At 70.6% G+C, this 26,109-nt stretch carries 23 protein-coding genes; 15 read left to right on the top strand and 8 right to left on the bottom strand.

The genetic code is table 11. The features are described 5' to 3' along the window. The first annotated feature begins 9 nt into the window (after nt 1-9). Genes IEX69_RS18805 through guaA form a run of 3 tightly spaced genes read left to right on the top strand, consistent with a single transcriptional unit; the run spans nt 10 to nt 2,858 of the window. Nucleotides 10-792, top strand: a complete 783-nt coding sequence (locus IEX69_RS18805) for an SURF1 family protein (protein WP_085018795.1) — start codon at nt 10-12, stop codon at nt 790-792. 4 nt (nt 793-796) lie between these two features. Further along, on the top strand, nt 797-1,249 hold the full coding sequence (locus tag IEX69_RS18800) for a DUF3817 domain-containing protein (RefSeq protein WP_085018796.1): 453 nt from the start codon (nt 797-799) through the stop codon (nt 1,247-1,249). Further along, entirely contained in the window at nt 1,245-2,858 is a 1,614-nt protein-coding gene (gene guaA / locus IEX69_RS18795) for a glutamine-hydrolyzing GMP synthase (protein WP_085021348.1), read from the top strand. The genes IEX69_RS18800 and guaA overlap by 5 nt, the downstream gene beginning before the upstream one ends. Before the next feature lie 3 nt (nt 2,859-2,861). On the opposite strand, the gene IEX69_RS18790 is transcribed toward guaA, so the two are convergent. The 3 genes from IEX69_RS18790 to IEX69_RS18780 are packed head-to-tail and all read right to left on the bottom strand — an operon-like array spanning nt 2,862 to nt 5,885. Then, nucleotides 2,862-3,947: a DUF418 domain-containing protein gene (locus tag IEX69_RS18790; protein WP_157127100.1), complete on the bottom strand. Its 1,086-nt coding sequence runs from the start codon at nt 3,945-3,947 to the stop codon at nt 2,862-2,864. Next, entirely contained in the window at nt 3,944-5,026 is a 1,083-nt protein-coding gene (locus tag IEX69_RS18785) for a DUF418 domain-containing protein (protein WP_268235442.1), read from the bottom strand. Before IEX69_RS18785 ends, IEX69_RS18790 begins: the two co-directional genes overlap by 4 nt. A gap of 37 nt (nt 5,027-5,063) precedes the next feature. After that, nucleotides 5,064-5,885, bottom strand: a complete 822-nt coding sequence (locus IEX69_RS18780) for a Bax inhibitor-1/YccA family protein (protein ID WP_085018799.1) — start codon at nt 5,883-5,885, stop codon at nt 5,064-5,066. A 112-nt stretch (nt 5,886-5,997) separates the two neighbouring features. Here IEX69_RS18780 and IEX69_RS18775 point away from each other — a divergent pair, with 112 nt between their 5' ends. Then, the gene (locus IEX69_RS18775) at nt 5,998-6,999 is read left to right on the top strand and encodes a glycerophosphodiester phosphodiesterase family protein (protein ID WP_229756462.1); all 1,002 of its coding nucleotides are present in this window, start codon (nt 5,998-6,000) and stop codon (nt 6,997-6,999) included. Nucleotides 7,000-7,032: 33 nt separating this feature from the next. After that, nucleotides 7,033-9,462 (top strand): ATP-dependent helicase, encoded by a 2,430-nt coding sequence (locus IEX69_RS18770; RefSeq protein ID WP_085018801.1) that lies wholly within the window; start codon nt 7,033-7,035, stop codon nt 9,460-9,462. Here IEX69_RS18770 and IEX69_RS18765 read toward each other — a convergent pair. After that, a complete protein-coding gene (locus IEX69_RS18765; RefSeq protein WP_085018802.1) occupies nt 9,431-11,233 on the bottom strand; it encodes a hypothetical protein in 1,803 nt (600 codons plus the stop codon). The two genes, IEX69_RS18770 and IEX69_RS18765, sit on opposite strands and share 32 nt — an antisense overlap. Before the next feature lie 250 nt (nt 11,234-11,483). Between IEX69_RS18765 and sucC the strand changes: the two genes are divergently transcribed. The 9 genes from sucC to IEX69_RS18720 all read left to right on the top strand — a co-directional run bounded on the left by sucC (nt 11,484) and on the right by IEX69_RS18720 (nt 22,814). Next, the gene (gene sucC, locus IEX69_RS18760) at nt 11,484-12,653 is read left to right on the top strand and encodes an ADP-forming succinate--CoA ligase subunit beta (protein WP_085018803.1); all 1,170 of its coding nucleotides are present in this window, start codon (nt 11,484-11,486) and stop codon (nt 12,651-12,653) included. A 14-nt stretch (nt 12,654-12,667) separates the two neighbouring features. Further along, nucleotides 12,668-13,558 carry a succinate--CoA ligase subunit alpha gene (gene sucD, locus IEX69_RS18755; RefSeq protein WP_085018804.1) on the top strand — a complete coding sequence of 297 codons (891 nt, stop codon included), beginning with the start codon at nt 12,668-12,670 and terminating at the stop codon, nt 13,556-13,558. Between the two features lie 124 nt (nt 13,559-13,682). Continuing rightward, entirely contained in the window at nt 13,683-14,213 is a 531-nt protein-coding gene (locus IEX69_RS18750; RefSeq protein ID WP_085018805.1) for a hypothetical protein, read from the top strand. 8 nt (nt 14,214-14,221) lie between these two features. Further along, a complete protein-coding gene (locus IEX69_RS18745; RefSeq protein ID WP_085018806.1) occupies nt 14,222-15,541 on the top strand; it encodes a cell division protein PerM in 1,320 nt (439 codons plus the stop codon). 2 nt (nt 15,542-15,543) lie between these two features. Further along, nucleotides 15,544-16,137 (top strand): phosphoribosylglycinamide formyltransferase, encoded by a 594-nt coding sequence (gene purN, locus IEX69_RS18740; protein WP_085021349.1) that lies wholly within the window; start codon nt 15,544-15,546, stop codon nt 16,135-16,137. After that, a complete protein-coding gene (gene purH / locus IEX69_RS18735) occupies nt 16,134-17,750 on the top strand; it encodes a bifunctional phosphoribosylaminoimidazolecarboxamide formyltransferase/IMP cyclohydrolase (RefSeq protein WP_085018807.1) in 1,617 nt (538 codons plus the stop codon). The genes purN and purH overlap by 4 nt, the downstream gene beginning before the upstream one ends. 71 nt (nt 17,751-17,821) lie before the next feature. After that, nucleotides 17,822-19,024, top strand: coding sequence for a dimethylargininase (gene ddaH, locus IEX69_RS21155; protein ID WP_085018808.1), 1,203 nt, complete (start codon nt 17,822-17,824; stop codon nt 19,022-19,024). Between the two features lie 263 nt (nt 19,025-19,287). Beyond that, nucleotides 19,288-21,003 carry an ABC transporter ATP-binding protein gene (locus tag IEX69_RS18725; protein ID WP_229756470.1) on the top strand — a complete coding sequence of 572 codons (1,716 nt, stop codon included), beginning with the start codon at nt 19,288-19,290 and terminating at the stop codon, nt 21,001-21,003. Then, nucleotides 21,000-22,814: an ABC transporter ATP-binding protein gene (locus IEX69_RS18720; protein ID WP_085018809.1), complete on the top strand. Its 1,815-nt coding sequence runs from the start codon at nt 21,000-21,002 to the stop codon at nt 22,812-22,814. The genes IEX69_RS18725 and IEX69_RS18720 overlap by 4 nt, the downstream gene beginning before the upstream one ends. Before the next feature lie 84 nt (nt 22,815-22,898). Here IEX69_RS18720 and IEX69_RS18715 read toward each other — a convergent pair whose 3' ends face one another. The 3 genes from IEX69_RS18715 to IEX69_RS18705 are packed head-to-tail and all read right to left on the bottom strand — an operon-like array spanning nt 22,899 to nt 24,162. Further along, entirely contained in the window at nt 22,899-23,333 is a 435-nt protein-coding gene (locus IEX69_RS18715) for a hypothetical protein (protein ID WP_085018810.1), read from the bottom strand. A 17-nt stretch (nt 23,334-23,350) separates the two neighbouring features. Further along, on the bottom strand, nt 23,351-23,659 hold the full coding sequence (locus IEX69_RS18710) for an MGMT family protein (RefSeq protein ID WP_229756461.1): 309 nt from the start codon (nt 23,657-23,659) through the stop codon (nt 23,351-23,353). Between the two features lie 50 nt (nt 23,660-23,709). Then, nucleotides 23,710-24,162: a GNAT family N-acetyltransferase gene (locus IEX69_RS18705; protein ID WP_085018812.1), complete on the bottom strand. Its 453-nt coding sequence runs from the start codon at nt 24,160-24,162 to the stop codon at nt 23,710-23,712. Between the two features lie 117 nt (nt 24,163-24,279). On the opposite strand from IEX69_RS18705, the gene IEX69_RS18700 reads away from it, so the two are divergent. After that, complete coding sequence (locus IEX69_RS18700) at nt 24,280-25,497, top strand: NADP-dependent isocitrate dehydrogenase (RefSeq protein ID WP_085018813.1); 1,218 nt, start codon at nt 24,280-24,282, stop codon at nt 25,495-25,497. A gap of 114 nt (nt 25,498-25,611) precedes the next feature. On the opposite strand, the gene IEX69_RS18695 is transcribed toward IEX69_RS18700, so the two are convergent. After that, complete coding sequence (locus tag IEX69_RS18695; protein ID WP_085021351.1) at nt 25,612-26,058, bottom strand: Hsp20/alpha crystallin family protein; 447 nt, start codon at nt 26,056-26,058, stop codon at nt 25,612-25,614. Between the last annotated feature and the right edge of the window lie 51 nt (nt 26,059-26,109).

Here is a 26,109-nt window from a genome sequence, read left to right as displayed (position 1 = left end):
TTCAGCGTGATGCGCAGACCGCGCTGGATCGGCGTGCTGCTGCTCGCCCTGGCCGTGGCGGCCATCTTCGGCGGGCTCAGCCAGTGGCAGCTCGCACGAGCGGTGTCGAACGGCGAGGTCGACGATCAGCGCGCCACCGAGACGGCCAGGCCGCTCCTCGACCTGGCACAGCCGCAGGAGCCGCTGACGGGTGAGCAGGTGGGGCAGATCGTGTCGACCACCGGCCGGTTCGTCGACGACGGGTACAGCGTGCTCGCCGATCGTGTCGACGACGGTCGGAAGGGCTACTGGGTGGTCGGGCAGTTCGCGGTCGACTACCCGGCCGACACGTACGTCGCCGTCGCCCTCGGCTGGACCGACGACCAGGCCGTCGCCGAGCAGGTGGCGGAGGAGCTGGCGGCGGTCCCCGCGTCGACGATCGGCGTCGAGGGGCGCTACATGCAGCCGGAGGATCCGACCGCCGACTCGGAGCGCACCTCCGATGGCTCCCGGCCGTTCGAGCGGACGATGTCCGTCGCCGCGCTCATCAACGCGTGGCCGCAGTTCGACGCGACCGCCAAGGCCTACGGCGGCTACATCGTGTCGGAGGCCGCTCCCGACGGGCTCCAGGTCATCTCGTCCCCTCCGCCGGACCGCTCGGTCCAGCTCAACTGGCTGAACATCTTCTACGCGGCGGAGTGGGTCGTCTTCGCCGGGTTCGCCGTCTTCCTCTGGTACCGGCTGGTCCGCGACGCCTGGCAGCGGGAGCTCGAGGAGGCCGAGGAGAACCCCAGCGACGCGACGGTAGGCTAGGGGCATGGCGGTCCAACCCAAGCTCAAGGACTTCCCGCGCATCCGCCGGGCTGTCACGTTCTACCGGGTCGCGTCGATCATCACCGGTGTCCTGCTGCTCCTGCTGTGCACCGAGATGATCCTCAAGTACACCCCCATCGGGCTCGAGCTCGAGCTGGGCGGCGCGCAGGGCTTCCTCGCCCTGGTACCCGTCGGCACGGTCACCGCGGTGAACCTCTCGACGGGCGTGCTGATCGTGCACGGCTGGTTCTACGTGGTCTACCTCGCCAGCGACATCCACCTCTGGAGCCTGATGCGCTGGCCGTTCACACGGTTCGTGCTGATCGCCCTCGGTGGCGTCATCCCGTTCCTGTCCTTCTTCCTCGAGGCGCGCATCGCCCGCGAGGTCACCGCCTACCTCGCCGAACGCGAGGCCCAGGCCGCAGCCGATCAGCAGTCAGTGGAGGCCGCTCATTAGCGAGAACACCCCGTCGGGCGACGCCGAGCTCGCACACGACCAGCTCACCCGTCCCGTCCTCGTCGTCGACTTCGGCGCGCAGTACGCCCAGCTCATCGCGCGTCGCGTGCGCGAGGCGAACGTGTACTCCGAGATCGTGCCGCACGACATCTCCGCCGCCGAGGTCGCCGCGAAGAACCCGGTGGGCATCGTGCTCTCCGGCGGTCCGTCGAGCGTGTACGAAGAGGGTGCTCCGGCGCTCGACTCGGGCATCCTCGAGCTGGGCGTGCCCGTGATGGGCATCTGCTACGGGTTCCAGGTGATGGCGCAGGCGCTGGGTGGCACCGTGGAGAAGACCGGCGCCCGCGAGTACGGCGCCACCGACATGAGCGTCGACGGGGAGGGCGGGGGCGAGCTCCTCGGCGACCAGCCCGACGCGCAGACCGTGTGGATGAGCCACGGCGACTCCGTGACGGCGGCCCCCGAGGGCTTCGACGTCCTCGCCTCCACGGCGTCCACCCCGGTCGCGGCCTTCGCGTCACCGACGCGGGGCCTCTACGGCGTGCAGTGGCACCCCGAGGTCAAGCACACCACCTACGGTCAGGGCGTCATCGAGAACTTCCTCCACCGGGCGGCGGGCATCCCCGCCGACTGGAACCCGGGCAACGTCATCGCCGACCAGGTCGCCGCCATCCGCGCGCAGGTCGGCACGGGCCGGGTGCTCTGCGCCCTCTCAGGCGGCGTCGACTCGGCCGTCGCCGCGGCGCTCGTGCACAAGGCGGTCGGCGATCAGCTCGTCTGCGTGCTCGTCGACCACGGGCTGCTCCGCGAGGGCGAGCGCGAGCAGGTCGAGAACGACTACGTCGACTCGATCGGCGTGCGGCTCATCACCGTCGACGCCCGCGAGCAGTTCCTCTCGGCTCTCGACGGCGTGACCGACCCCGAGCAGAAGCGCAAGATCATCGGGCGGGAGTTCATCCGCACCTTCGAGCGCGCGCAGGCGGAGCTGGTCGCCGAGGCCGCTGCCGAGGGCGACCCGATCCGGTTCCTCGTGCAGGGCACCCTGTACCCCGACGTCGTGGAGTCGGGCGGGGGAGCAGGGACGGCCAACATCAAGAGCCACCACAACGTCGGCGGTCTGCCCGACGACGTCGAGTTCGAGCTGGTCGAGCCGCTGCGCACCCTGTTCAAGGATGAGGTCCGCGCCATCGGGCGTGAGCTGGGAGTCCCCGAGGTGATCGTCTCGCGTCAGCCGTTCCCGGGTCCCGGTCTCGGCATCCGGATCGTGGGCGCCGTCACGGCGGAACGACTCGCCATCCTGCGCCAGGCCGACCTCATCGTGCGCCAGGAGCTCACCGGCGCGGGGCTCGACCAGGACATCTGGCAGTGCCCGGTCGTGCTCCTCGCCGATGTGCGCTCGGTGGGCGTGCAGGGCGACGGCCGGACCTACGGGCACCCGATCGTGCTCCGACCGGTCTCCAGCGAGGACGCCATGACGGCCGACTGGACCAGGCTTCCCTACGACCTGCTGGCACGCATCTCGAACCGGATCACGAACGAGGTCGCCGACGTCAACCGCGTCGTGCTCGACGTGACCTCCAAGCCCCCGGGCACCATCGAGTGGGAGTGACGCTCACTCCGGCTCGGCCGGGGTGGGCGTCGGGCGCTCGCGTCGCCAGGGGCGCTGACGCGACAGCCGCGCGATGATCCACTCGAGCGGCCCCTGCTCGAACAGGATGTGCCAGAGCGACGCGAACGCCAGCGAGGCCAGCAGCAGGGTGACGAACAGGGGCACGCTCTGCCAGGCGAGGAAGCCGGCAGGAGCGATGCCGCTCGCGATGACGAGCGCGATCGCCACGACCTGCGCGGTGTAGAGGGTGACCGGCATCGACCCGGCCGCGCGCAGCGGGTACGTGACCCAGCCGAGCACCGTGCGCATCCCGGCCGGGGCGGAGTCGAGCAGCCAGACGAGCAGCCCGATCACGGCAGCCGCGAGCGCTCCGCCCGCCAGCGCCTCGGCCGTGGTGTTCGTGTGCTCGCGCACCGGGTCGCCGAGGACGGCGGCGCCGGCGTAGACCAGGATCGCGGTGGCGCCGCCGGCGGCCACGAGCACGATCTGCGTCCGGGTGCGGCGCACCCCTGCTCGGGCGATGAGGAGCCCGATCACCAGGTAGGCGATCCAGACGAGCGCGGGGTAGTGCCCGGCCAGCCACTCGTAGGGGAAGTACGCCCAGTCCCTCGTGGCGGCCCCGAAGGTCGACGAGGGGTCGTCGTGGAGCCGCATCAGCGCGTCCACGGCGAGCGGGCCGAGGATCACGGCGAGCACGCCGACGAGGGCGGCTACCGACCAAGGCAGGAACAGCAGCGGGAGCATCACCAGGAACAGGAAGCCGTACGTGTCGAGGATGATCGCGAGCGGGGTGTCGAGCAGGGCCAGCCCCACGCCGAGGGCGATCAGGAGCAGGGCGCGGATCGTGATCGACACCGCGACGCGACCGCGGCGGCCCGGCGGTAGGCGACGCTCCCCGCCGGACATCAGCCCGAGGGAGACGCCCGCGATGGTGGCGAAGAGGATGGACGACCGTCCGTCGAACACCGTCTCGGTCCGCCCGTCGGGCATCGCGTGCGCGTACAGCATGCCGACGAGCGCGAGACCGCGCGCCGCGTCCAGACCGCGGATGCGGCGGTCCAGAGCGGCGAGGGCCCGCGTGGTGGTCATGCGTCCATCCTGCGGGCCCGGAGGGAGGATCGGGGAGAGGCGAGGGCGCTCATCGCCCATTCCAGCGGACCCTGGCGGAACCAGCGACGCCAGAGCAGGGCGAACGCCACGCCGAGCGCGGTCATCGCGATCAGGAGGGACACGCTCTGCCACTGCTCGGGATCGCTGCCGAGAGGCAGCGGAGCGGTGATGACCGCGATGACCGCGAAGTGGGCGCAGTAGAGGGTGAGCGGCATCGAGCCGATGGCGGCGAGCGGAGACGACAGGCGGGCGACCGCGGTCCATCCGTTCTCCTCGGCGAGGTCGAGGGCGAGGCACAGGGCTCCGATGATCGCGATCGCGAGCCCGCCCGAGCCGAGCACCTCCCAGGTCGAGTTGGAGTGCGCGGCCGACGTCTCGGCGGTCGATGCCGTCACCGAGTAGGCCAGCAGGGAGGAACCGCCACCCAGCACGATCGCGGCGGCCTGCGTGCTGCGGGCGCTCAGATCGCACCGGGCCAGGAGCAGCCCGGCGATGACGAGAGCCGACCATGTCGCGACGGGGAAGTGCCCGGTGAGCCAGCGGCCGAGGTGACCGCCCCATTCCCCGCTCGTCATGGCGTGGAGGAGGCTCGCCGGCTCGGCGGCGGTCTCAGCGAACCAGCCCGTGAGGGCGGGCCCGCTCAGGGCGGCCACGACGACGAGCAGCGCCAGGTGCCGGCGCGAGAGCGTGAGCAGCGGGATGGCGAGGAGGAAGAGCAGTCCGTAGACGTCGAAGATCGTCGCGATCGGCGTGGCGAGCGACGCGAACCACAGTCCGAGCGCGATGAGCACACCGCCTCGGACGGCGATCCTCCGCGCGAGCCGGGGTAAAGCCGAGCGCGGCGGGCGGCGGGCGCCGCCGGACAGGAGGCCGAGGGAGACGCCGGACACGGTGGCGAAGAGCATGGCCGAACGACCGTCGAAGATCGACTCGACCCCGTTGTCGGGGACGACGTGGGCGTAGACCATGCCGAACAGCGCCAGGCCGCGTGCGACGTCGAGGCCGAGGAGCCGACGTCTCCTGGGCGCAGACGACGAGACGGGGCCACCCTGTCGGATGGCCCCGTCGACGTGGTCTCGAGGAGAGCTGATCGGGTCAGTTCCTGAAGATCGCGATGATGCGCAGGATCTCGAGGTACAGCCACACCAGCGTCATCACCAGGCCGAACGCGCCGGTCCAGCCGAACTTGCGCGGGGCGCCCGACTCGACGCCGCGCTTGATGAAGTCGAAGTCGAGGACCAGCGAGTAGGCGCACAGCACGACGGCGAAGACGCCGATGATGAGGCCGAGCGGGATGCCGAAGACGTCGACGCTGCGGAGGCCGAAGGCGTCGGGGACGACATTGGTCCACATCAGGACGAGGTTGACCAGCGAGAAGACCGCGTAGCCGATCAGGGCCACGAGGAACACCTTCGTCGCCCGCTTGGACGCCCGGACCTTGCCGCTCGCGAACAGGGCGAGCACGACACCGAAGACGGCGAGGGTGCCCAGCACCGCCTGCACGACGATGCCCGACCAGCGGAGCTCGAACAGACCGGAGATGCCGCCGATCGCGAGACCCTCGAGGGCCGAGTAGAGCAGGATCAGCGCGGCGGACGGCTCGCGCTTGAACGAGTTGACGAGGCCCAGGGCGAACGCGCCGAGCGCGCCGACGATGGTGAGGCCGAGGCCCAGGCCCACCGCGCCGAAGGAGATCGCAGCGAAGGTGACGACAGCACCCGCCAGGAGCAGCACGAAGCACAGGACCGTCTTCACGATCGTGTCCTCGTAGCTCATGCGGCCGGTCTCGGCGGTCGTCGCCGCCGGGCGGTCGTACATCTCCTGGAGCCCGTCGGCGGAGATCGTCGGCGCCTGCGCCGGCTTCCCCTTGCCGTTGAAGACGGGGTTCCGCGAGAACGCGGGGTTGTCGAGTGCCATCTCAGTCTCAATCTGCTGGGAACGAACGGTGACCCCACAAATCTACCGGGCGGTTCATTGGCATCCACTGGAAGTTAATGCCCGGCAACCAGTGTCGATTAGTGTGTCGCTCGTGTCCGCTGCCGTGATCGCCCATCGGGGCGCCTCGGGCCATCGTCCCGAGCACTCGCTCGCCGCGTACCTGCTCGCCGCGGAGCAGGGCGCGGATGCGGTCGAGCCCGACGTCGTGCTCTCGAAGGACGGCGTGCCCGTCGTGCGGCACGAGAACGAGATCTCCGCGACGACGGACGTCGCGAGCCGGCCGGAGTTCGCCGACCGACGGCGCTCGCGCTCGGTGGACGGGCGGATGCTCACAGGCTGGTTCACCGAGGACTTCACCTGGGAGGAGCTCTCGACGCTCCGGACGAGGGAGCCGCACCCCGCCCTGCGGCCGGACAGCGCCGCGCACGACGGCGAGGGGACCGTCCTACGGCTGCGCGACGTCCTCGGGGTCTGCGACCGCGCGAGGCCCGACGGGAGTCGGCCGGGAGCCGTGGTCGAGATCAAGCACGCGGCGCACTTCGAGGGGCTCGGGCTCGACGTCGTCGCCGCGATCACGGACGAGCTCGCGGAGGCGGGGTGGGCCGAGGGGGGAGATCGGCTGGTGATCGAGTCGTTCGAGCCGACCGCACTCCGTCGGGTGGCCGAGCGGATGCCGCAGACGCGCCGGGTGCTGCTCCTGGAGAGCAGCGGCGTGCCCTTCGACCTGGCCTCGGCCCATGCCGCGGGGCGTGGTCCGATCCCGTCGGACACCGCCGAGCTGCTCACCGATGCCGGGCTCGACCGGCTCTCCTCGGAGTTCGCGGGCATCAGCGTTGACAAGGAGCTGCTCGTGGGCGACGGCGCTCGCGGTGCCGATCTCGTCGGCGCGGCACATGACCGCGGGCTCCTGGTCTACACCTGGACGCTGCGGCCCGAGAACGCCTTCCTGGAGGAACGCCACCGGACCGGGCGGGCGGGCGGGCTCGGGGACTGGCAGGCGGAGTTCGCCGACGTCTTCGCGACGGGCGTGGACGGCGTGTTCGCCGACCACCCCGATCTGGCGCTCGCCGCGAGGCGGTCCGCCCTGGCCTGAGTGTCGGCACCAGCGCTTAGGCTTGTCGCCGACATGACACCCCCCTCCGACCGCATCCGAACCGACGCAGCCGACTCGGCGACCGGGCCGAGCATCGTGCCGGTCATCGTCGACCCCGCCGCGGGCCCGCGGGCCGCGGAGGGCGCTCCCGATCCGCTCCTCGACGGGCTGAACCCCCCGCAGCGGGCCGCGGTCGAGTACCGGGGCGACGCCCTGCTCATCGTGGCGGGTGCCGGCAGTGGCAAGACCAGGGTGCTCACGCACCGCATCGCGAGCCTCATCCGCAACCGGGAGGCGTGGCCGAGCCAGATCCTCGCGATCACGTTCACGAACAAGGCGGCCGCCGAGATGCGCGAGCGCGTGTCGCACCTGCTCGGCGGCATCGCGGAGGGCATGTGGATCTCGACGTTCCACTCCGCGTGCGTCCGCATCCTCCGCCGTGAGGCCGAAAGCTTCGGCTTCACCCGCGCGTTCACCATCTACGACTCGGCCGACAGCCGCGCGCTCATCAAGCGGCTGATCAAGGACCTCCAGGCCGACACCTACGGCTACACCGTGCCCCAGGTCGCCGCCCGCATCTCCAAGCTCAAGAACGAGCTGACCGACGCCGAGACCTACGCCCGTCAGGCGAACTACTCCGATCCGCAGGACGCCGTGTTCTCGCAGCTCTACCAGGAGTACGCGCATGCCCTTCAGGCGGCGAACGCCTTCGACTTCGACGACCTGATCAGTCAGACGGTCTACCTCTTCCGGGCGTTCCCGGAGGTCGCCGACCGCTACCGCACACGGTTCCGGCACATCCTCGTCGACGAGTACCAGGACACGAACCACGCCCAGTACTCGCTGATCCGCGAGCTGACACGTCCGCCGCGCTCGAACGAGCTGGAGGGGGTGTCGTCTCCGGGCAACGGTGGCGCCTCGCTCACCGTCGTGGGTGACTCCGACCAGTCGATCTACGCGTTCCGCGGCGCCGACATCCGCAACATCGTCGAGTTCGAGCGCGACTTCCCGGGAGCGGAGGTCGTCCTCCTCGAGCAGAACTACCGGTCGACCCAGAACATCCTGTCGGCGGCCAACGCGGTGATCTCGAACAACTTCGACCGCAAGGACAAGAACCTCTGGACCGCGGTGGGCGACGGCGCGAAGATCGTCGGCTACACCGGGTACTCGGGCCACGACGAGGCGCAGTTCGTCGCCGACGAGATCGCGAAGCTGCACGACGAGGGCATCGCGTACAACGAGATGGCGGTGTTCTACCGCACGAACTCGCAGACCCGAGCGCTGGAGGAGATCTTCATCCGCTCGGCCGTGCCGTACCGGGTGCTCGGGGGCACCAAGTTCTACGAGCGGGCCGAGATCAAGGATGCGATGGCCTATCTCACGAGCGTGGCCAACCCCTTCGACGCCCTCGCGCTGCGGCGCATCCTCAACACGCCCAAGCGCGGCATCGGGCCCGCCACTGAGACCCAGCTCGCCGGCTTCGCCGAGCGCGAGCAGATCTCGTACCGCGAGGCCATGCGCCGGGCGCCGGAGCTCGGCCTGGGTCCGAAGGTCACCAAGGCCATCGTCGACCTCGCCACGCTGCTCGACGAGGCCGCGGAGCTGGCCGATCCCGATCGCCCCGGCGGCCCGGGGCGGGTGAGCGAGGTGCTGACGCTGCTCATCGAGCGCAGCGGGTACGTGACCACGCTGCGCGCCAGTCGCGACCCGCAGGACGAGGCGCGGGCGGAGAACGTCGAGGAGCTCCTGGCGGTGACCAAGGAGTTCGCGGTGAACAACCCGGGCGGCACGCTGGTCGACTTCCTCACCGAGGTGTCGCTGGTCGCGGCCGTCGACGAGCTCGACGACGCCAGCGGAACGGTGTCGATGATGACGCTCCACACGGCCAAGGGCCTCGAGTTCGACGCCGTGTTCATCACGGGCGTCGAGGAGGACCTCATCCCGCACCGCATGTCGGCGAACGAGCCGGGAGGGCCGGCGGAGGAGCGGCGACTGTTCTATGTGGGCATCACGCGTGCCCGCAAGCGGCTCTTCCTGACGCTGGCGATGACCAGGGCCCAGTTCGGCGAGACCTCGGTGGCGATGCCGAGCCGCTACCTGCAGGAGATCCCGGGCGACCTGGTCGACTGGGTCCAGTCGCCGGGCGGCGCCACCTCGCGCGGCGGCACCCAGCCGCGGGCCCTGAACGCCGCGCGGCCCGGATCGTCGCGCTGGAACGACGGTCCCGTCTACCTCCCGCCCAAGCCGAAGACCGAGTGGGCGAACCGGGTCACCGGCCAGGTGCGCGACAACGGCGACCTCGAGCTGGTGCCCGGCGACCGCATCCGCCACACCGACTTCGGCGAGGGCCGGGTCGATCAGGTCACGGGTGAGGGGGCGAAGCGTGTCGCTCATGTGACGTTCGAGTCGGCCGGCCGCAAGAAGCTCCTCATCAAGATCGCGCCGATCGAGAAGGTCGGCTGAGGCGCAGCGCTGCCCATGCACCCGCGCCCAGCGCGGTGATCACGACGCCCGCCAGCAGGCCGGGACCGGCCTCCTGACCGGTGCTCGCCAGTCGTGCGGCCGGACTGCTCGGGACGCTCGAGGGCGGCGGGGACTGCAGGACGAACGACTCCGAGGCGTGGACCGCGGCATCCTCGAAGGCGGGGATGGAGGCGCCGTCCACGGTCGAGCCCGGCGAGGAGATCACGAAGTGGTAGTACCCGGGCTCGCTCACCTCGACGCAGTCGGTGCTGTACTCGCCGTCACCCGTGATCGTGACCTCCCCGGCGCCGGGGCTCTGCAGCTGACGCCATTCCTCGTGGACCGACCCGGGGGTCGGGGCGGCCTCGTCGGGCCCGATCAGGGTGGCCGTCACGGTGAACGCCGGCGCGCCGACGGGCAGCCCCGACACGGACAGCGTGTCGTGGACGCACGCCGGCTGATCGAGGGAGGCTCGGCTCGCGACCGTGGAGATGGTCGGAGCACCGAGCACGAGCGTGGTCTCGGCCGCCTCGCCCCAGGAGGACGACCAGCCGCCGAGCCTGTCTCCTCCGTGCTCGGGTGGTGTCCGCGCAGGGTCGATCGCTGCCGTCCAGGTGTACCAGCCGGGCTCCGCGACGGCGCATCCGGGGGAGCGGTAGGTGCCCGGCCCCTCGGTCGCCGCCGTCTCGACCCGGCACACGACGGGGGCATCGGCCGGCGCCTCCGCCAGGGGCTCGGGGCGCCGCTTCAGGGGACCGTAGAGGACGCTCTCGATCACGACGGGGACGGGGTGGAAGCCCTCGTCGTCCTGGTAGACGCCCCAGCGGCCGAGGCCCTCGTCGTTGGCCGACAGGACGAGGTCGTCGGAGAGTGTCTCTCCGGCGGCGATCGAGCCCGAGCTCGTGCGTGTGACGACCTCGGGGGAGAACGGGAGGGGCGACGGACCTGAGGCTCGAGCCTCTGCGGTCGCCTGAGCCCTCACCGGTGCGGCCTGGAGCAGGTCCTGGCGGCCGTTGAGGGACCGCCCGACGGTGAACGTCGCGCCATAGGGGAGATCGGTGAACCCCACGGACGCCGACACCTCCTCGATGGCGCGGCCGGGATCGGGGATGATCGCCTGAGCGACGCCGTTCGCGGCCCGGCGTGTGGTGCTCCCATCTCCGAAGGTCGCGCCCTGGAGGGTGATGACACCGTCGTGCACGCCGGGGGCGAGCACGGTGGGGCCCGACCCCACGAGGTCGACGACGAGCTGCGACGTGACGGTGTGGGAGGCGAGGTCGATCCCGAGCGTCGCCGTCACAGACCTGCTGGCCGCGCGCGACGCCTGCGCGAGGAAGGAGTCGGACGTCGAGAGCACCACCGCGGCATGCTCGTTCGCGCGCTGCGCGTAGTACGCGGCGTCGTGGCCGTCCAGGCCGGTGATGCGCCAGATCGCGAGCTGCGCCGCCGCCGCGGTCACCAGCTCGTAGGTCGAGGCCCAGACCCGGCCGATGTAGGCCACCCGGGCGAGGTCGTCGAGGGACAGGTCGGCGTACTCCGTCGTCTCCTCGTAGGTGAACGTCGAGCCGAGCGCGGACGGGCGGGAGACGTCGAGACAGAGCCCGGTGGTCCCGTCGGTGGAGAGATAGCTGCCGATCCACGAGCGGTCGGTCTTCGAGAGGAAGCCCACGCCGTGACCCGTCACGACGGCGGCCGAGGCCGACGCTGCAGGGATCACGATGCCGAGCGACACGGCGAGGAGCAGGAGCAGAGCGGTGAGTGTTCGAGGCATGTCGTCGAGGATCGCGGCGACGTCGAGTCGGTTCCAGGTGCGTCGGCGGATCTGTGGAGGGCGGCCCGCCGGGTGATGACTGTGGGGGAGCCGCCAGGATGGAACGCGACGGCGGGGGCGCGGGCCGGTGAAGAGTAGAGTTCAACGTGGTGTTCGGAGCGGAGCGAGGGAACGACCCCTGTTCCGCGCCATGTCGTCGTGCCCCGGGAACGGTCCGGGGACGATCTCGTCACGCGGATTGGAAGCCAGAGTGGATCTATTCGAGTACCAGGCCCGGGACCTCTTCGAGAGCTACGGTGTCCCCGTACTGCCCGGCATCGTCGCCGACACGCCTGAAGAGGTGAAGGCCGCCGCCGAGAAGCTCGGCGGCGTGACCGTGGTCAAGGCGCAGGTCAAGGTGGGAGGCCGCGGCAAGGCCGGAGGCGTCAAGGTCGCCAAGGACCCGGCCGCCGCCGAGGAGGCCGCGAAGGCGATCCTCGGTCTCGACATCAAGGGACACACGGTGCACCGCGTGATGGTGGCCGGTGGCGCCCGCATCGCGCAGGAGTTCTACTTCTCGGTGCTCCTCGACCGGGCCAACCGCTCGTACCTCTCGCTGACCAGCTACGAGGGCGGCATGGAGATCGAGCAGCTCGCGGTCGAGCGTCCGGAGGCGCTGGCGCGCATCGAGGTCGACCCCCTGGCCGGCATCGACCTCGAGACGGCGAAGGCGATCGCCGTGCAGGCGAAGTTCCCCGAGGAGCTCGTCGAGAAGGTCGCCCCCGTCTTCGTGAAGCTGTGGGAGGTCTACAAGGGCGAGGACGCGACCCTCGTGGAGGTCAATCCGCTCGTGCTCACCGAGGAGGGCGACATCATCGCCCTCGACGGCAAGGTCAGCCTCGACGAGAACGCCTCCTTCCGTCACCCGAACCACGAGGCGCTCGAGGACAAGGACGCGGCCGACCCGCTGGAGGCCAAGGCCAAGGCGAACGACCTCAACTACGTCAAGCTCGACGGCGAGGTCGGCATCATCGGCAACGGCGCGGGCCTCGTCATGTCGACGCTCGACGTCGTCGCCTACGCCGGCGAGCGCCACGGCGGGGTCAAGCCCGCCAACTTCCTCGACATCGGCGGCGGCGCGTCCGCCCAGGTGATGGCGAACGGTCTCGACGTGATCCTCGGCGACGAGCAGGTCAAGAGCGTCTTCGTCAACGTCTTCGGAGGCATCACCGCCTGCGACGCCGTGGCCAACGGCATCGTCGCCGCCCTCGGCATCCTGGGCGACACCGCCACGAAGCCGCTCGTGGTCCGTCTCGACGGCAACCGCGTGGAGGAAGGCCGCCGCATCCTCGAGGAGGCCGCGCATCCGCTGGTCACCCTCGCGGCGACCATGGACGACGGTGCAGACAAGGCCGCAGAGCTCGCGGCAGCGGCGAAGTAAGGACGGGTAGAGACATGTCGATCTTCCTCAACAAGGACTCCAAGGTCATCGTCCAGGGCATCACCGGCGGCGAGGGCACCAAGCACACCGCGCTCATGCTCAAGGCGGGCACGCAGATCGTCGGCGGCGTCAACGCCCGCAAGGCCGGCACCACCGTCGAGCACGAGGGCGGCGTGACGCTCCCGGTGTTCGGCACCGTCAAGGAGGCCATCGCCGAGACCGGCGCCGACGTCTCGATCGCGTTCGTGCCCCCGGCCTTCGCCAAGGACGCGATGATCGAGGCCATCGACGCCGAGATCCCGCTCCTCGTCGTCATCACCGAGGGCATCCCGGTGCAGGACTCTGCCGAGGCGTGGGCCTACGCGAAGCAGAAGGGCAACAAGACCCGGATCATCGGCCCGAACTGCCCCGGCATCATCACGCCGGGCGAGTCGCTCGTCGGGATCACCCCCGCCAACATCACCGGCAAGGGACCGATCGGGCTCGTGTCGAAGTCGGGCACGCTGACCTACCAGATGATGTACGAGCTGCGCGACCTGGGCTTCTCCACCGCCATCGGCATCGGCGGCGACCCGATCATCGGCACCACCCACATCGACGCCCTCGCGGCGTTCGAGGCCGACCCGGAGACCAAGGCCATCGTCATGATCGGCGAGATCGGCGGTGACGCCGAGGAGCGTGCCGCCGACTTCATCAAGGCCAACGTGACAAAGCCGGTCGTCGGCTACGTCGCGGGCTTCACCGCGCCCGAGGGCAAGACGATGGGCCACGCGGGCGCCATCGTGTCGGGCAGCGCGGGCACCGCGGAGGCCAAGAAGGTGGCCCTCGAGGCCGCCGGCGTCAAGGTCGGCAAGACGCCGAGCGAGACCGCCGCACTCCTCCGCGAGGTCTACGCCGCGCTCTGACGCGCTCTCGACGACGCCGTCGTCGCACGATGCCCCGGTGTCGTGCGCGACGGCGTCGTCGTCGTTCCGCCGAACCCCACGCGCCTGACGGGCCACGCCGACTCCCTGGGAGAGAATCGAAGCCATGACCGCAGGCACCCCGCACACCGACCCCTCGCCGGGCCGGAGCGCTCTCCGTCTCCTGCGGCACGAGTTCGTCACGCCCGAGGCCATCTACGGCACCGTCCTGATCACGGTCATCATCGCGGTCCAGGAGGAGGAGAGCACGGCAGACGTCGGCCTGCTCGTCTCGGCCCTGACGGCGTTCGTCTTCTGGCTCGCCCATGTCTTCGCCCACACGGTGGCCCGCCACGGGGTCAAGAGGGGCAAGGAGGTCCCGCTCGCCACGGCGGTCCGGGAGGCGATCTTCCACTCGACCGGCTTCCTCACGGGGCCGCTGATCCCACTGCTCCTCCTGGGGCTGGCGCCGCTCGGCATCCTCGACGACGAGTCGGCCTACACGGCGGCCGAGGTGAGCAGCCTCGTCATCCTCTTCGTGCTCGGTGCGCTCGCGCTGGCCGAGCGCGGTCGCCGCTGGTACGCCTGTCTCCTCGGAGGCCTGCTCACCTCGGGCGTCGGCCTCCTCGTCATCGCTCTCGAGCTGATCCTGCACTGAACGGACGCATGAACCGCCTCTCCACCATCGTCCTCGCCGCCCTCGACGCCCTCGTCGCGGCGGCGATCGGCCTCGGCATCCTCGTGGTCCCCGCGACGCTCCTCTGGGCCGTGCAGTTCGGGCTGGCGCTCGACTGGACGGCCTTCTGGCGCGCGTCGGCCGACGTCTGGCTCGCGGGACACGGCGTCGACCTCCTGATCACGCTCCCCAGCGACGTCGCCCTGGCGACGGGGCTGGACGGGGCAGGAGCGCCCTTCGAGGTCGGGATCGCCCTGCTGGGCTTCGCCCTCCTCACCGTCCTGCTCGGCGCTCGATCGGGCAGGCGGATGCGCGCAGCCGACGACCCGGTGGCCGGATCGATCGCCGGGGTGGTCGCCTTCGGGCTCATCGCGACCGCCGTGTCGTCGAGTGCTCGATCCTCCGAGGTGGTGCCCTCGCTGCTGCAGAGCGCCCTGTTCCCCGCGGGTGTGTACCTCCTCGGGGTGCTGATCGGGCTGGCCTGGCGCAGGCGCGGCGCCGCCGGCCCGAAGGCGCCGCAGTCCCGGTTCGCCCTCGTCTGGCGGACTCGTCTCGACGCCGTGGACGCCGGTGACCGCGCCCTGGTGGGTCTCGCCCTCCGCGGCGGGGCCATGGCGGCGTTCGGAGTGATCACCGTCGCGGCGGTCGCACTCGCGATCGCACTGGTGGCGGGGTTCTCGTCGATCGTCGGTCTCTACGAGGGGCTCCACGCGCAGGTCGTCGGCGGCATCGCCCTGACGGTGGGTCAGCTCGCGCTGCTGCCCAACCTCGTCGTCTGGATGGCGAGCTGGTTCCTCGGCCCGGGGTTCGCCCTCGGGTCCGGGTCGTCGGTGTCCCCGCTCGGCACGCAGCTGGGGCTCCTGCCCTCGGTGCCGGTGTTCGGCGCGCTGCCGCAGGGTGACGTGCCCCTCGGGTTCGCCGGGCTGCTCGTCCCCGTCCTCCTCGCGTTCGGCGTCGGCGTGGTGCTGAAGCCGGCGTTCGACGCCGCCGTCGAAGGGACACGCGGACGCGGTCGATGGCTCCGGTTCGCGGCCGTGTCGATCGCCCTCGGCCTCGTCGGCGCCGTCCTCATGGCGCTCGTCGCGATCTGGTCGGGGGGTGCGGCCGGGCCGGGGCGTCTCGCGGACGTCGGGCCGGACCCGTCCGCCGTGTTCCTGTGGTCGTTCGTCGAGTTCGCCGTCCCCGCGGCGCTCGGCCTCCTGGCCGGGGCCAGCGTCCGCCGCCCGGGCACACGGAACGGCGGCAGGGATGGCCGTGGTCCCGCCGCCGCAGCGCGATCGAAGGCGACCGGCCGGGCCGATACACTGTGACGGTGCTGTCGCTCGTGGTCCTCATCTCGGGAGGCGGGTCGAACCTCCGAGCGCTGCTCGAGGCGACGAGCGAGTCCGCCTTTCCCGCACGTGTGGTCGCCGTCGGCGCCGACAACGAGGCCGAGGGGCTCGGTCACGCCGAGGCGTGGTCCATCCCGTCCTTCACCGTGGTGCCGTCGACCTTCGAGTCGCGCGAGGCCTGGGGTGAGGAGCTCCTCGAGCAGATCCTGCGCTGGTCGCCCGATCTGGTCGTGTGCGCGGGGTTCATGCGCATCCTGCCGCCGAACGTCGTGCGGGCGCTGTCGCCGCGCCTCATCAACACCCACCCCGCGCTGCTGCCCGCCTTCCCCGGGGCCCATGCGGTGCGCGACGCGCTCGCGGCCGGGGTCGACACCACCGGCGTGACGGTGCACGTGATCGACGAGGGCGTCGACACGGGCCCGGTCATCGTCCAGCGGGCGGTGCCCGTGCACCCGGGCGACACCGAGCACGAGCTCCACGAGCGCATCAAGACCGTCGAACGCGAGCTGCTGGTGGCCGCCGTTCGAGACATCGCCGAGCAGACCGTCGATCTGGAGGAACTGGCAGCACGATGAGCGGACCCACCCACGACCCGAGCCTCTACACCCCGCGCGATCGCGTCCCGGTCACCCGCGCCCTGGTGTCGGTGAGCGACAAGACGGGCCTCCCCGAGCTCGTGCAGGCGCTCACCGCCGCCGGAGTCGCCATCGTCTCCACCGGCTCGACCGCCAAGGCCATCGTCGAGGCGGGAGGGACGGTCACCGAGGTCTCGTCCGTGACCGGGTTCCCCGAGTCGCTCGACGGGCGCGTGAAGACCCTGCACCCCGGTGTGCACGCCGGCATCCTCGCCGACCTCCGCCTGGAGTCGCACCGCGAGCAGCTCGGCGAGCTCGGCATCGAGCCCTTCGACCTCGTGATCGTCAACCTGTACCCCTTCCGCGAGACGGTCGCCTCGGGTGCTGCGGCCGACGCCGTGATCGAACAGATCGACATCGGCGGCCCCGCGCTCGTCCGCGCGTCCGCCAAGAACTTCGCCAACGTGGCGATCGTCGTGTCTCCCGCGCGCTACCCGGAGCTGATCGAGGCCCTCGCCTCCGGCGGGACCGACCTCGCCCAGCGTCGGCGGCTGGCGGCGGAGGCGTTCGCGCACACGGCCTCCTACGACGGAGCGGTCTCCGCCTGGTTCGCGGAGCAGCTGGCCGAGGCGACCCCCGAGCCGGGAGCCGCGTCTCCGTTCGGTGACCCCCTCGTCGTCGAGGGATCCCTCGAGGCCACGCTCCGCTACGGCGAGAACTCCCACCAGCAGGCGGCGCTGTACGTCGTCGACGGCGGCACGGGCCTCGCCCAGGCCACGCAGCTGCAGGGCAAGGAGATGTCGTACAACAACTACGTCGACGCGGATGCGGCGGTGCGGGCGGCCTACGACTTCAGCGAGCCCGCGGTCGCCATCATCAAGCACGCCAACCCGTGCGGCATCGCCGTCGCCGATCCTGACGCTGCCGATCCGATCGCCTCCGCACACGCCAAGGCCCACGCCTGCGACCCGGTCTCGGCCTTCGGCGGCGTCGTCGCCGCCAACCGGCCGGTGACCCGCGCGATGGCGGAGGGGCTGAAGGACGTCTTCACCGAGGTGCTGGTCGCGCCCGCCTTCGAGCCGGAGGCGCTCGAGGTGCTGGCGGGGAAGAAGAACCTGCGCATCCTCACCCTCCCCGAGGGGTACCGTCGCGAGCCCGTGGAGCTCCGCCAGATCAGCGGGGGGATCCTCGCGCAGACCCCCGACGGCTTCGCTCACCTCGACCGCTCGACGTGGCAGCTGGTCGCGGGGGAGGCCGCCGACGACGCCACCCTCGACGACCTCGAGTTCGCCTGGAAGGCCTGCCGCGCGGTGAAGTCGAACGCGATCCTGCTCGCCTCGGGCGGAGCATCCGTGGGGGTCGGGATGGGGCAGGTCAACCGGGTCGACTCCTGCCACCTCGCCGTCACGAGGGCGGGCGACCGGGCGGCCGGTTCCGTGGCCGCCTCGGATGCCTTCTTCCCGTTCGCGGACGGACTCGAGGTGCTGCTCGAGGCCGGGGTGCGCGCCGTCGTCCAGCCGGGCGGGTCCGTGCGCGATGCCGAGGTGATCGAGGCCGCCGCGAAGGCCGGGGTCACGATGTACCTGACCGGCGAACGCCACTTCTTCCACTGACCGCCCATCCATCCGTCCCCGCGGCGGTGCAGGCAGAGAGCACCCAGCCGCGACAGCCTAAGGTGCTAGTCATGTCCTCGTTCCGGCTCCGCACGCTCGGTGCGTCGCTCCTCGCCGCCGTCGTCATCGCGGTGACCGCCCTCGCGGCGGGCACCCTGGCGCTCTTCCTCGCCAACGGGCAGCAGCTGGAGATCATCGGACCGGCGGCCTCCTACTACGCCGTGCCCGCGCTCGTGGTCTTCGTCGTCTTGGCGATCCTGGGCCTGGTGGGCGTCTACGCCCGCTGGTACACCGCGCTGATCGGCGGCCTGGCCGCGGCCGTGCTCGCCGTCCTGATCAGCGCCGGGCTCCCGCTGATCGGCGCGCAGTTCACGAGCGACGTGCTCGCGCAGTACGCCTCGAGGCAGGTGGCGCTCGAGCTCGTGTTCGCCCTCGCGGTGGTGCTGGCGACGGTCGCGCTCGGGCGGCGCATCCACGGTGCGCTCGCCATCACCGAGACCGAGGAGGTGCTGCGTCGGCAGTACGCCCTCGTGCGGCGGCCCGCGGCCAGCCTCGACCAGGGTGTCGTCACCCACATCGAGCGCACGCCCGTCGACGTCGAGCTCGCGGGCCGACAGTGGGAGGCCTACGTGGCGGCTCTCACCGGGGCGGGCTGGGAGCCCGTCGAGGTCGACCCCGACGACGACCTGCCGGACTCCGTGTTCGTCGAGGACACGGTCGTGATGTTCGGTCCGCTCGCTGTCCTCACCAACCCCGGCACCGAGAGCCGGACGGCCGAGGTCGACGCCGTGGAGCAGACTGTGCTCGGTCTCTCGCTGGAGACCGCGCGGATCGAGGCGCCCGGGACCCTCGACGGCGGGGACGTCCTGAAGATCGGCCGCACGGTCTTCGTCGGCCGGGGAGGCCGGACCAACGCCGACGGCATCAGGCAGCTCCGCAAGATCCTCGCCCCTCGCGGCTACTCGGTGGTGGCGGTCCCGATGACCAAGGCGCTGCATCTGAAGAGCGCCGTCACCGCGCTCCCCGACGGCACGGTGATCGGCTACCGGCCGGTCGTCGACGACCCGTTCGTGTTCGACCGGTTCCTCGAGATGCCCGAGGAGGGCGGCGCGCACGTCGTGATCCTCTCCGACGACACCGTGCTCATGGCGTCGTCGGCGCCGGAGTCGGCCCGCATCATCGAGGGTCTCGGCTACCGGGTCATCTCGGTCGACATCTCCGAGTTCGAGAAGCTCGAGGGCTGCGTCACCTGTCTCTCCGTGCGCATCCGCTGAGACGGCATCCACCGGTCGCTCCGATCGCTGCTTGCACCGCCAGGAGCGGTGCGTCTATCCTGTAAGGCTGCCTTCCCACCGAGCCCCCGTGAACCGGGGTCGTCCGGCTGCCCACGATGCGGTCGGAGGGGATCGGCAGCGCGCGCACCGACCGGTGGGCGCGGCGCAGGATGAGGATGCACGACGTGAGCGACACGACCAGCCGACGCGGAGCCGGGGTCGTCCGTACCCTCCTCCGGCTCTACCCGTTCGCTCGGCCGGCGATGCCGCGGATCGTGCTGGGCATGGTGGCGTCGCTCGGGGCCAGCGCGGTCGCGCTGATCATCCCGCAGGTGCTCGAGTGGGTGGTCGACGGGCCGCTCTCGAGCGGGGACGAGGCCCAGATCTGGATCGCCGGCGCCCTGGTGCTGGGCCTGGGCGTGGCCGAGGCGGCCCTGATCGCGGCTCGGCGGGTGCTCGTGCTCGTGCCGAACACCCGTGTCGAGGCGCGCATGCGCAACGCGCTCTACGCCAAGCTCCAGGACCTCCCTGTCGCGTTCCACGACCGATGGCCGAGCGGTCAGCTGCTCTCCCGGAGCGTCAGCGACCTCAACCTCATCCGCCGGTGGCTGTCGTTCGGGCTCGTCCTCCTGGTGGTCAACGTCCTCACGATCATCGGCGGGGCCGTCATCCTCCTGGCCATGAACTGGGTGCTGGGCCTGGTGTTCCTCGCCGCCGCCATCCCGGTCATCCTCTACAGCTTCAGCTTCGAGCGCCGGTACTCCGAGGTCGCGCGGCGGTCACAGGACCAGGCGGGCGACCTGGCGACGAGCGTCGAGGAGTCGGTGCACGGCATCCGCGTCCTCAAGGCCTTCGGCCGCGGGCGGTACGCGCTGAAGCGGTTCGAGAGCCAGGCCGATCGCCTGCGCGCGACGGAGATCGAGAAGGCACGGACGGTCGCCGGCATCTGGCTCTACCTCACGCTCATCCCCGACCTCGCCTTCGGGGTCTGTCTCGTGCTCGGGGTGTGGCTCGTCTCGGTCAACGCGGCGACCGTGGGCGGGCTCGTGGCGTTCTTCGCCACCGGGACGGTCCTGCTGTTCCCCATCTGGTCGATGGGCTACTTCCTGGCCATGACCCTCGACGCCACCACCGCGACGACGAGGTTCTACGAGGTGATGGACGCGCCGGTGTCGATCACCGATCCCGAGCATCCGGCGACCGTCACCGATCCTCGCGGCCGACTGGAGTTCGTCGACGTGCACTTCAGGTACGACGACGCCCCCGCGGGAGTCCCCGACCTGCTCGACGGCGTCGACCTCTCCATCGAGCCGGGCGAGACGATGGCGCTCGTCGGCCTCACCGGATCGGGGAAGTCCACCCTCACCTCGCTCGCCGCCCGCCTGTACGACGTGACGGCCGGCTCGGTCAGGGTCGACGGCGTCGACGTGCGCGACCTCACGCGGTCCGATCTTCGGGCGCGGGTCGGGATGGCGTTCGAGGAGGCGACCCTGTTCAGCCAGACCGTGCGCGAGAACGTGCTCCTCGGCCGCCCGGACGCGAGCGACGACGAGCTGCGCGAGGCGCTGCGCATCGCGCAGGCGGAGTTCGTCGACGAGCTGCCCGACGGCCTCGACACGAAGGTCGGCGAGGAGGGGCTCAGCCTCTCCGGCGGCCAGCGTCAGCGGCTCGCCCTGGCTCGCGCGATCGCGGCCCGCCCCGAGATCCTGGTGCTCGACGACCCGCTGTCCGCGCTCGACGTCGAGACGGAGGCGCGGGTCGAGGCCGAGCTCCGGCGCGTGCTCCAGAGCACCACGGCGCTCATCGTGGCGCACAGGCCCTCGACCGTGGCGCTGGCCGATCGCGTCGCCCTGCTGCAGGACGGTCGCGTGACCGCGGTCGGCACCCACTCCGAGCTGCTGGCGACCAGCGACCACTACCGTTTCGTCATCTCGAGCCTCGATGACGAGCCCACCGTTCCGAAGGAGGTCGTGCGATGAGCACCACCACCGTGATCGGGGTCAGGGGCGAGGAGCGCGACGACCTCACGACGGACGAGAGCCGTCAGATCCGCCGTCGCTCGTCGGCTCTGCTCCGATCGCTCATCGCGCCGATGCGGGGCCGACTGGCGCTCGCCATCGCCGCCGTCGTCGTCAGCACCGCCGCGCAGGTGGCCGGCCCCGCGATCATCGCGTTCGGCATCGACAGCGGTCTGCCCGCCCTCCTGCAGCAGGACTGGATGCCGGTGGCCCTCGCGGGCGTCGCGTACCTGCTCAGCGGTGTGCTCGGCGCCGGGCTCATCGCCTGGTTCACCGTGCTGGCAGCGCGCATCAGCCAGAGCATCCTCTTCGACCTGCGCAGGAGGGTCTTCCTCCACACGCAGCGGCTGAGCCTGGAGTTCCACGAGTCGTACACCTCCGGCCGGATCATCTCGCGTCAGACCAGCGACCTCGATGCCATCCGCGAGCTGCTCGACTCGGGCATCAACGCCCTCGTGCAGGGACTGCTCTACATGGCGTTCACCGCGGTCGCGCTCGTGCTGCTGGATGCGTGGAGCGGTCTGGTCCTGCTGGTGGCGCTCGTGCCCCTCGCGGTGCTGACACGCTGGTTCCAGGTGCGCTCGCAGCGGCTCTTCCGCCGCACCCGGGTGACGTCGGCGCGTCTGATCGTGCACTTCGTCGAGACCATGACGGGCATCCGCGCCGTGAAGGCCTTCCGCAAGGAGGCGCGCAACGAGGTGGAGTTCGGCGAGCTCGTCGACGACTACCGGGAGTCGAACGCGCGCGTCATCCGGCTCTTCGGCGTCTACGACCCCGGGCTCGTGCTGATCGGCAACGTCGCGGTCGCGACGGTGCTGGTCTTCGGCGGGCTGAGGGTGCTCGACGGTGGGATCGAGGTCGGTGTCCTGCTCGCGGCCGTGCTCTACACGCGTCGGTTCTTCGACCCCATGGAGGACATGGCGATGTTCTACAACTCGTACCAGAGCGCAGCCGCGGCCCTCGAGAAGATCTCCGGTGTGCTGGAGGAGCGTCCGGGCGTGGCCGACCCCGAGCATCCGGTCGACCTGTGGACCTCGCGCGGCGAGGTGAGGTTCTCCGGGGTCGAGTTCTCCTACACGCCCGATCGCCCGATCATCCCGCGTCTCGACCTCGACATCCCCGCAGGGCAGACGATCGCGCTCGTCGGCTCGACCGGGGCCGGCAAGTCGACCCTGGCGAAGCTTCTCTCCCGCTTCTACGATCCGACCGAGGGGAGCGTCACGCTCGACGGCGTCGACCTGCGCGACCTCCACCCGAAGGACCTCCGACGGGCGATCGTGATGGTCACCCAGGAGGCGTACCTGTTCTCGGGCACCGTCGCCGACAACATCGCCATCGGACGCCCGGACGCCACGCCCGAGGAGATCGAGGCCGCCGCCCGTGCGGTGGGCGCCGACGCGTTCATCCGTGGCCTGCCCGACGGCTACGACACCGACGTCAACAAGCGCGGCGGGAGGGTCTCCGCGGGCCAGCGGCAGCTGATCTCGTTCGCGAGGGCGTTCCTCGCCGATCCCGCCGTCCTCATCCTCGACGAGGCCACGGCGTCGCTCGACATCCCGAGCGAGCGAGCGGTGCAGGATGCGCTGCAGACCCTCCTCGCCGACAGGACGGCGGTCATCATCGCGCACCGTCTGTCGACCGTGGCGATCGCCGACCGCGTGCTCGTGATGGATCGCGGACGCATCGTGGAGGACGGCACTCCCGCCGAGCTGATCGCGGGGGAGGGGAGGTTCGCCCACCTCCACGCGTCGTGGCGGGAGTCCCTCGTCTGAGCCCGCGTCCGGCCGGTCTGCCCGGGTCGCCTGCCCCGGGCAGACCGGCCCCGGGCGGACGTCGGAGGGCGGACGTCGGAGGGCTCAGGAGCGGGCCGGCACCCAGGCGTAGTAGGTGGCCCCGCTGTTCGGGGTGAAGAGGTACCAGTCGTCCTGGCACACGACGTACTCGTCGGCGGGGAGGGTCTCGACCCACCAGGTGTCGTCGAGCGACGGCGGCTTCTGCGACGCAGGCACCGAGCACGGCGCGCCGATGGGGTTCGGCGACGTCGTCGAGAACTGCATGAGCTCGGCGCCGGTGTCGTCGTTCGCCTTCATCCGCACCATCGTCGCGTCATCCGGGACCCAGCCCGGCACCGCGATGGAGGCGCCGGAGGCCTTGCCCTCCGCCGCCGTGCCGTAGATGGCGGACTTGATGGGAGGATCGACGGCCTCGAGGAGCGTGCATCCGTTGACGACGACGGCGACTCCGGCCGCGATGAACGCTGCCGCGGCGACGCGCGACCTCTTCGACTGCATGCGCTGCGTAGGTCCTCTCATGATCCAGGCGACGACTCGGGGTGCACCGGCTGCCACCTGGCAGAAGCGTAGTCGATCGAGTACCACGGTTCCCGCGAGAGCGCTCGGAGCGGTGTGCCCTCGCGCTCGTAGTGCTCGCGGGCGCTGCTCTCGTGCCCGGTCGGCGGCAGGCCGCCGGACCGCACGACGCGCCACCACGGGTGGCCCTCGCCGTACATCCGCATGATCGATCCGACGGCACGCGCGGCGCGGCTGCCGAGCAGTGCGGCGACGTCGCCGTAGGCGAGCACACGACCCGGCGGGATGGAGTCGACGACCTCGAGCACCGCCCCGACGAAGGAGTCGGGGTCGGAGAGGGCGTCGCCCGCCGACTCGTTCAGAGGGCCAGCGCGGCGATCGTCTCGCCGTACTCGGTCTCGCCGACGGACGTGAAGCCCACGTGGTAGAAGAACCGCTCGGGCCCGGACTCGCCGGGCTCGAAGATGACGGTGAGGCGCTCGAAGCCGCGGCGCCGGGCCTCGTCGGCGACGGACTCGACGGCGAAGCGGCCGACACCGTGCCCCTGGGCCGAGGCCGCGATGTTCAGCCGCCAGATGCAGCAGCGGAACTCCTCCTGAGGGCTCTCAGCGTCGAAGTTGGCCATGATGAAGCCCACGACATCCTCCCCGTCGCGCACCACACGGGGCCAGGCGCTGTTCGGGTTGACGTAGGCCTCGGCGATCGAGTGCGAGACGGGAGCGACGAACTGCTCCTGGCCGGGCTTCAGGGTGAGCGTGTTCGCGGCGACGATGTTCGTGGCTGACAGCTCCTCGAGCACGAGTTCACTCATGAGGACAGGCTAGTGCCAGGGGGTGCCCGCTGGCGAGGAGGTCTCTCGACGTCGAGACATCTGCCAGGGCGAGTACACTGGAGAACGCTGTTTTCCGCGCGTGCTAGAGGAGCTGAATTGTCGAAGATCAAGGTTGAGGGCACCGTCGTCGAGCTCGACGGCGACGAGATGACGCGAATCATCTGGCAGTCCATCAAGGACACTCTGATCCACCCGTACCTCGACGTGAACCTCGAGTACTACGACCTCGGCATCGAGAAGCGCGACGAGACCGACGACCAGATCACCATCGACGCCGCGAACGCGATCAAGAAGCACGGCGTCGGCGTCAAGTGCGCGACGATCACGCCCGACGAGGCGCGCGTCGAGGAGTTCGGTCTCAAGAAGATGTGGCGCTCGCCGAACGGCACCATCCGCAACATCCTGGGCGGCGTCATCTTCCGCGAGCCGATCATCATCTCCAACATCCCGCGTCTGGTGCCGGGCTGGAACAAGCCGATCATCGTCGGTCGTCACGCGTTCGGCGACCAGTACCGCGCCACCGACTTCCGCTTCGAGGGCGAGGGCACGCTGACCCTGACGTTCACGCCGAAGGACGGCTCCGAGCCCCAGTCGTTCGAGGTGTTCGAGTCGCCCGGCAGCGGTGTCGCGATGGGCATGTACAACCTCGACGAGTCGATCCGCGACTTCGCCCGCGCGTCGCTCAACTACGGCCTCGCCCGCAACTACCCGGTCTACCTGTCGACGAAGAACACCATCCTCAAGGCCTACGACGGCCGGTTCAAGGACCTCTTCGCCGAGGTCTTCGAGGACGAGTTCCGCGCCGAGTTCGAGGCCCGCGGCCTGACCTACGAGCACCGGCTCATCGACGACATGGTCGCGTCCTCGCTCAAGTGGGAGGGCGGCTACGTCTGGGCGTGCAAGAACTACGACGGCGACGTCCAGAGCGACACCGTGGCGCAGGGGTTCGGCTCGCTCGGTCTCATGACCTCCGTGCTCACCACCCCCGACGGCTCCATCGTCGAGGCCGAGGCTGCTCACGGCACCGTCACCCGCCACTACCGTCAGCACCAGGCGGGCAAGCCCACGTCGACCAACCCGATCGCCTCGATCTTCGCCTGGACCCGCGGTCTGCAGCACCGTGGCAAGCTCGACGGAAACCAGGAGCTCATCGACTTCGCGTCGACCCTCGAGGACGTCGTCATCAAGACGGTCGAGAGCGGGAAGATGACGAAGGACCTCGCCCTCCTCGTTGGCCCCGAGCAGGAGTACCAGACCACCGAGGAGTTCCTCGCGACGCTGGCCGAGAACCTCAAGACCCGCATCGAGGGCTGACCCTCAGCGGTCGTCTCGAACAGCGAGAAGGCGCCCCTCCGATCCGTTCGGAGGGGCGCCTTCTCGCTGTTCGGCGATCGTCGGGCAGGCGCGCAGAGCGCCCGCCCGCTGCGATCAGCTCGCGGATGCGGAGAGCTGCTGGCCCTCGGAGGCGCCGTCGGTGGTGACGTGCTCCACGGCGATCTTGCGCGGCTTCGCGCGCTCGGACACCGGGATCACGACCGAGAGGACGCCGTTCTCGTACGACGCGCTGATGCGCTCGACGTCGAGGCCGTCGCCCAGGCTGAGCTGGCGGAGGAACGAGCCGCCGCTGCGCTCGCGGGTGATCCACTTCACACCCTCGGCGCCCCGGAGGGTGCGCTCGGCCCGGATGGTCAGCAGCTGCCCGTCGACGTCGACGTCGATCGAGCCCGGGTCGATGCCCGGGAGGTCGGCGGTGAGGACGTAGGTCTCACCCTGGCGGTAGAGGTCCATCGGCATGACGCGCGGTCCCTGCCGGCTCTCGAAGAGGCCGGATGCGACGCGGTCGAGCTCGCGGAACGGGTCGAAGTTCATGGCCATGATCACTGACTCCCTTCTGATAGTTGAGTCACCTTGACTCAATGCTTCAGA

Origin of the sequence: Cnuibacter physcomitrellae (assembly GCF_014640535.1) — a bacterium.
In the GTDB taxonomy this organism is placed as follows: domain Bacteria; phylum Actinomycetota; class Actinomycetes; order Actinomycetales; family Microbacteriaceae; genus Cnuibacter; species Cnuibacter physcomitrellae.
The sequence above is the reverse complement of the archived record's forward strand: the minus strand, read 5'-3'. Positions and strand labels throughout refer to the sequence as shown.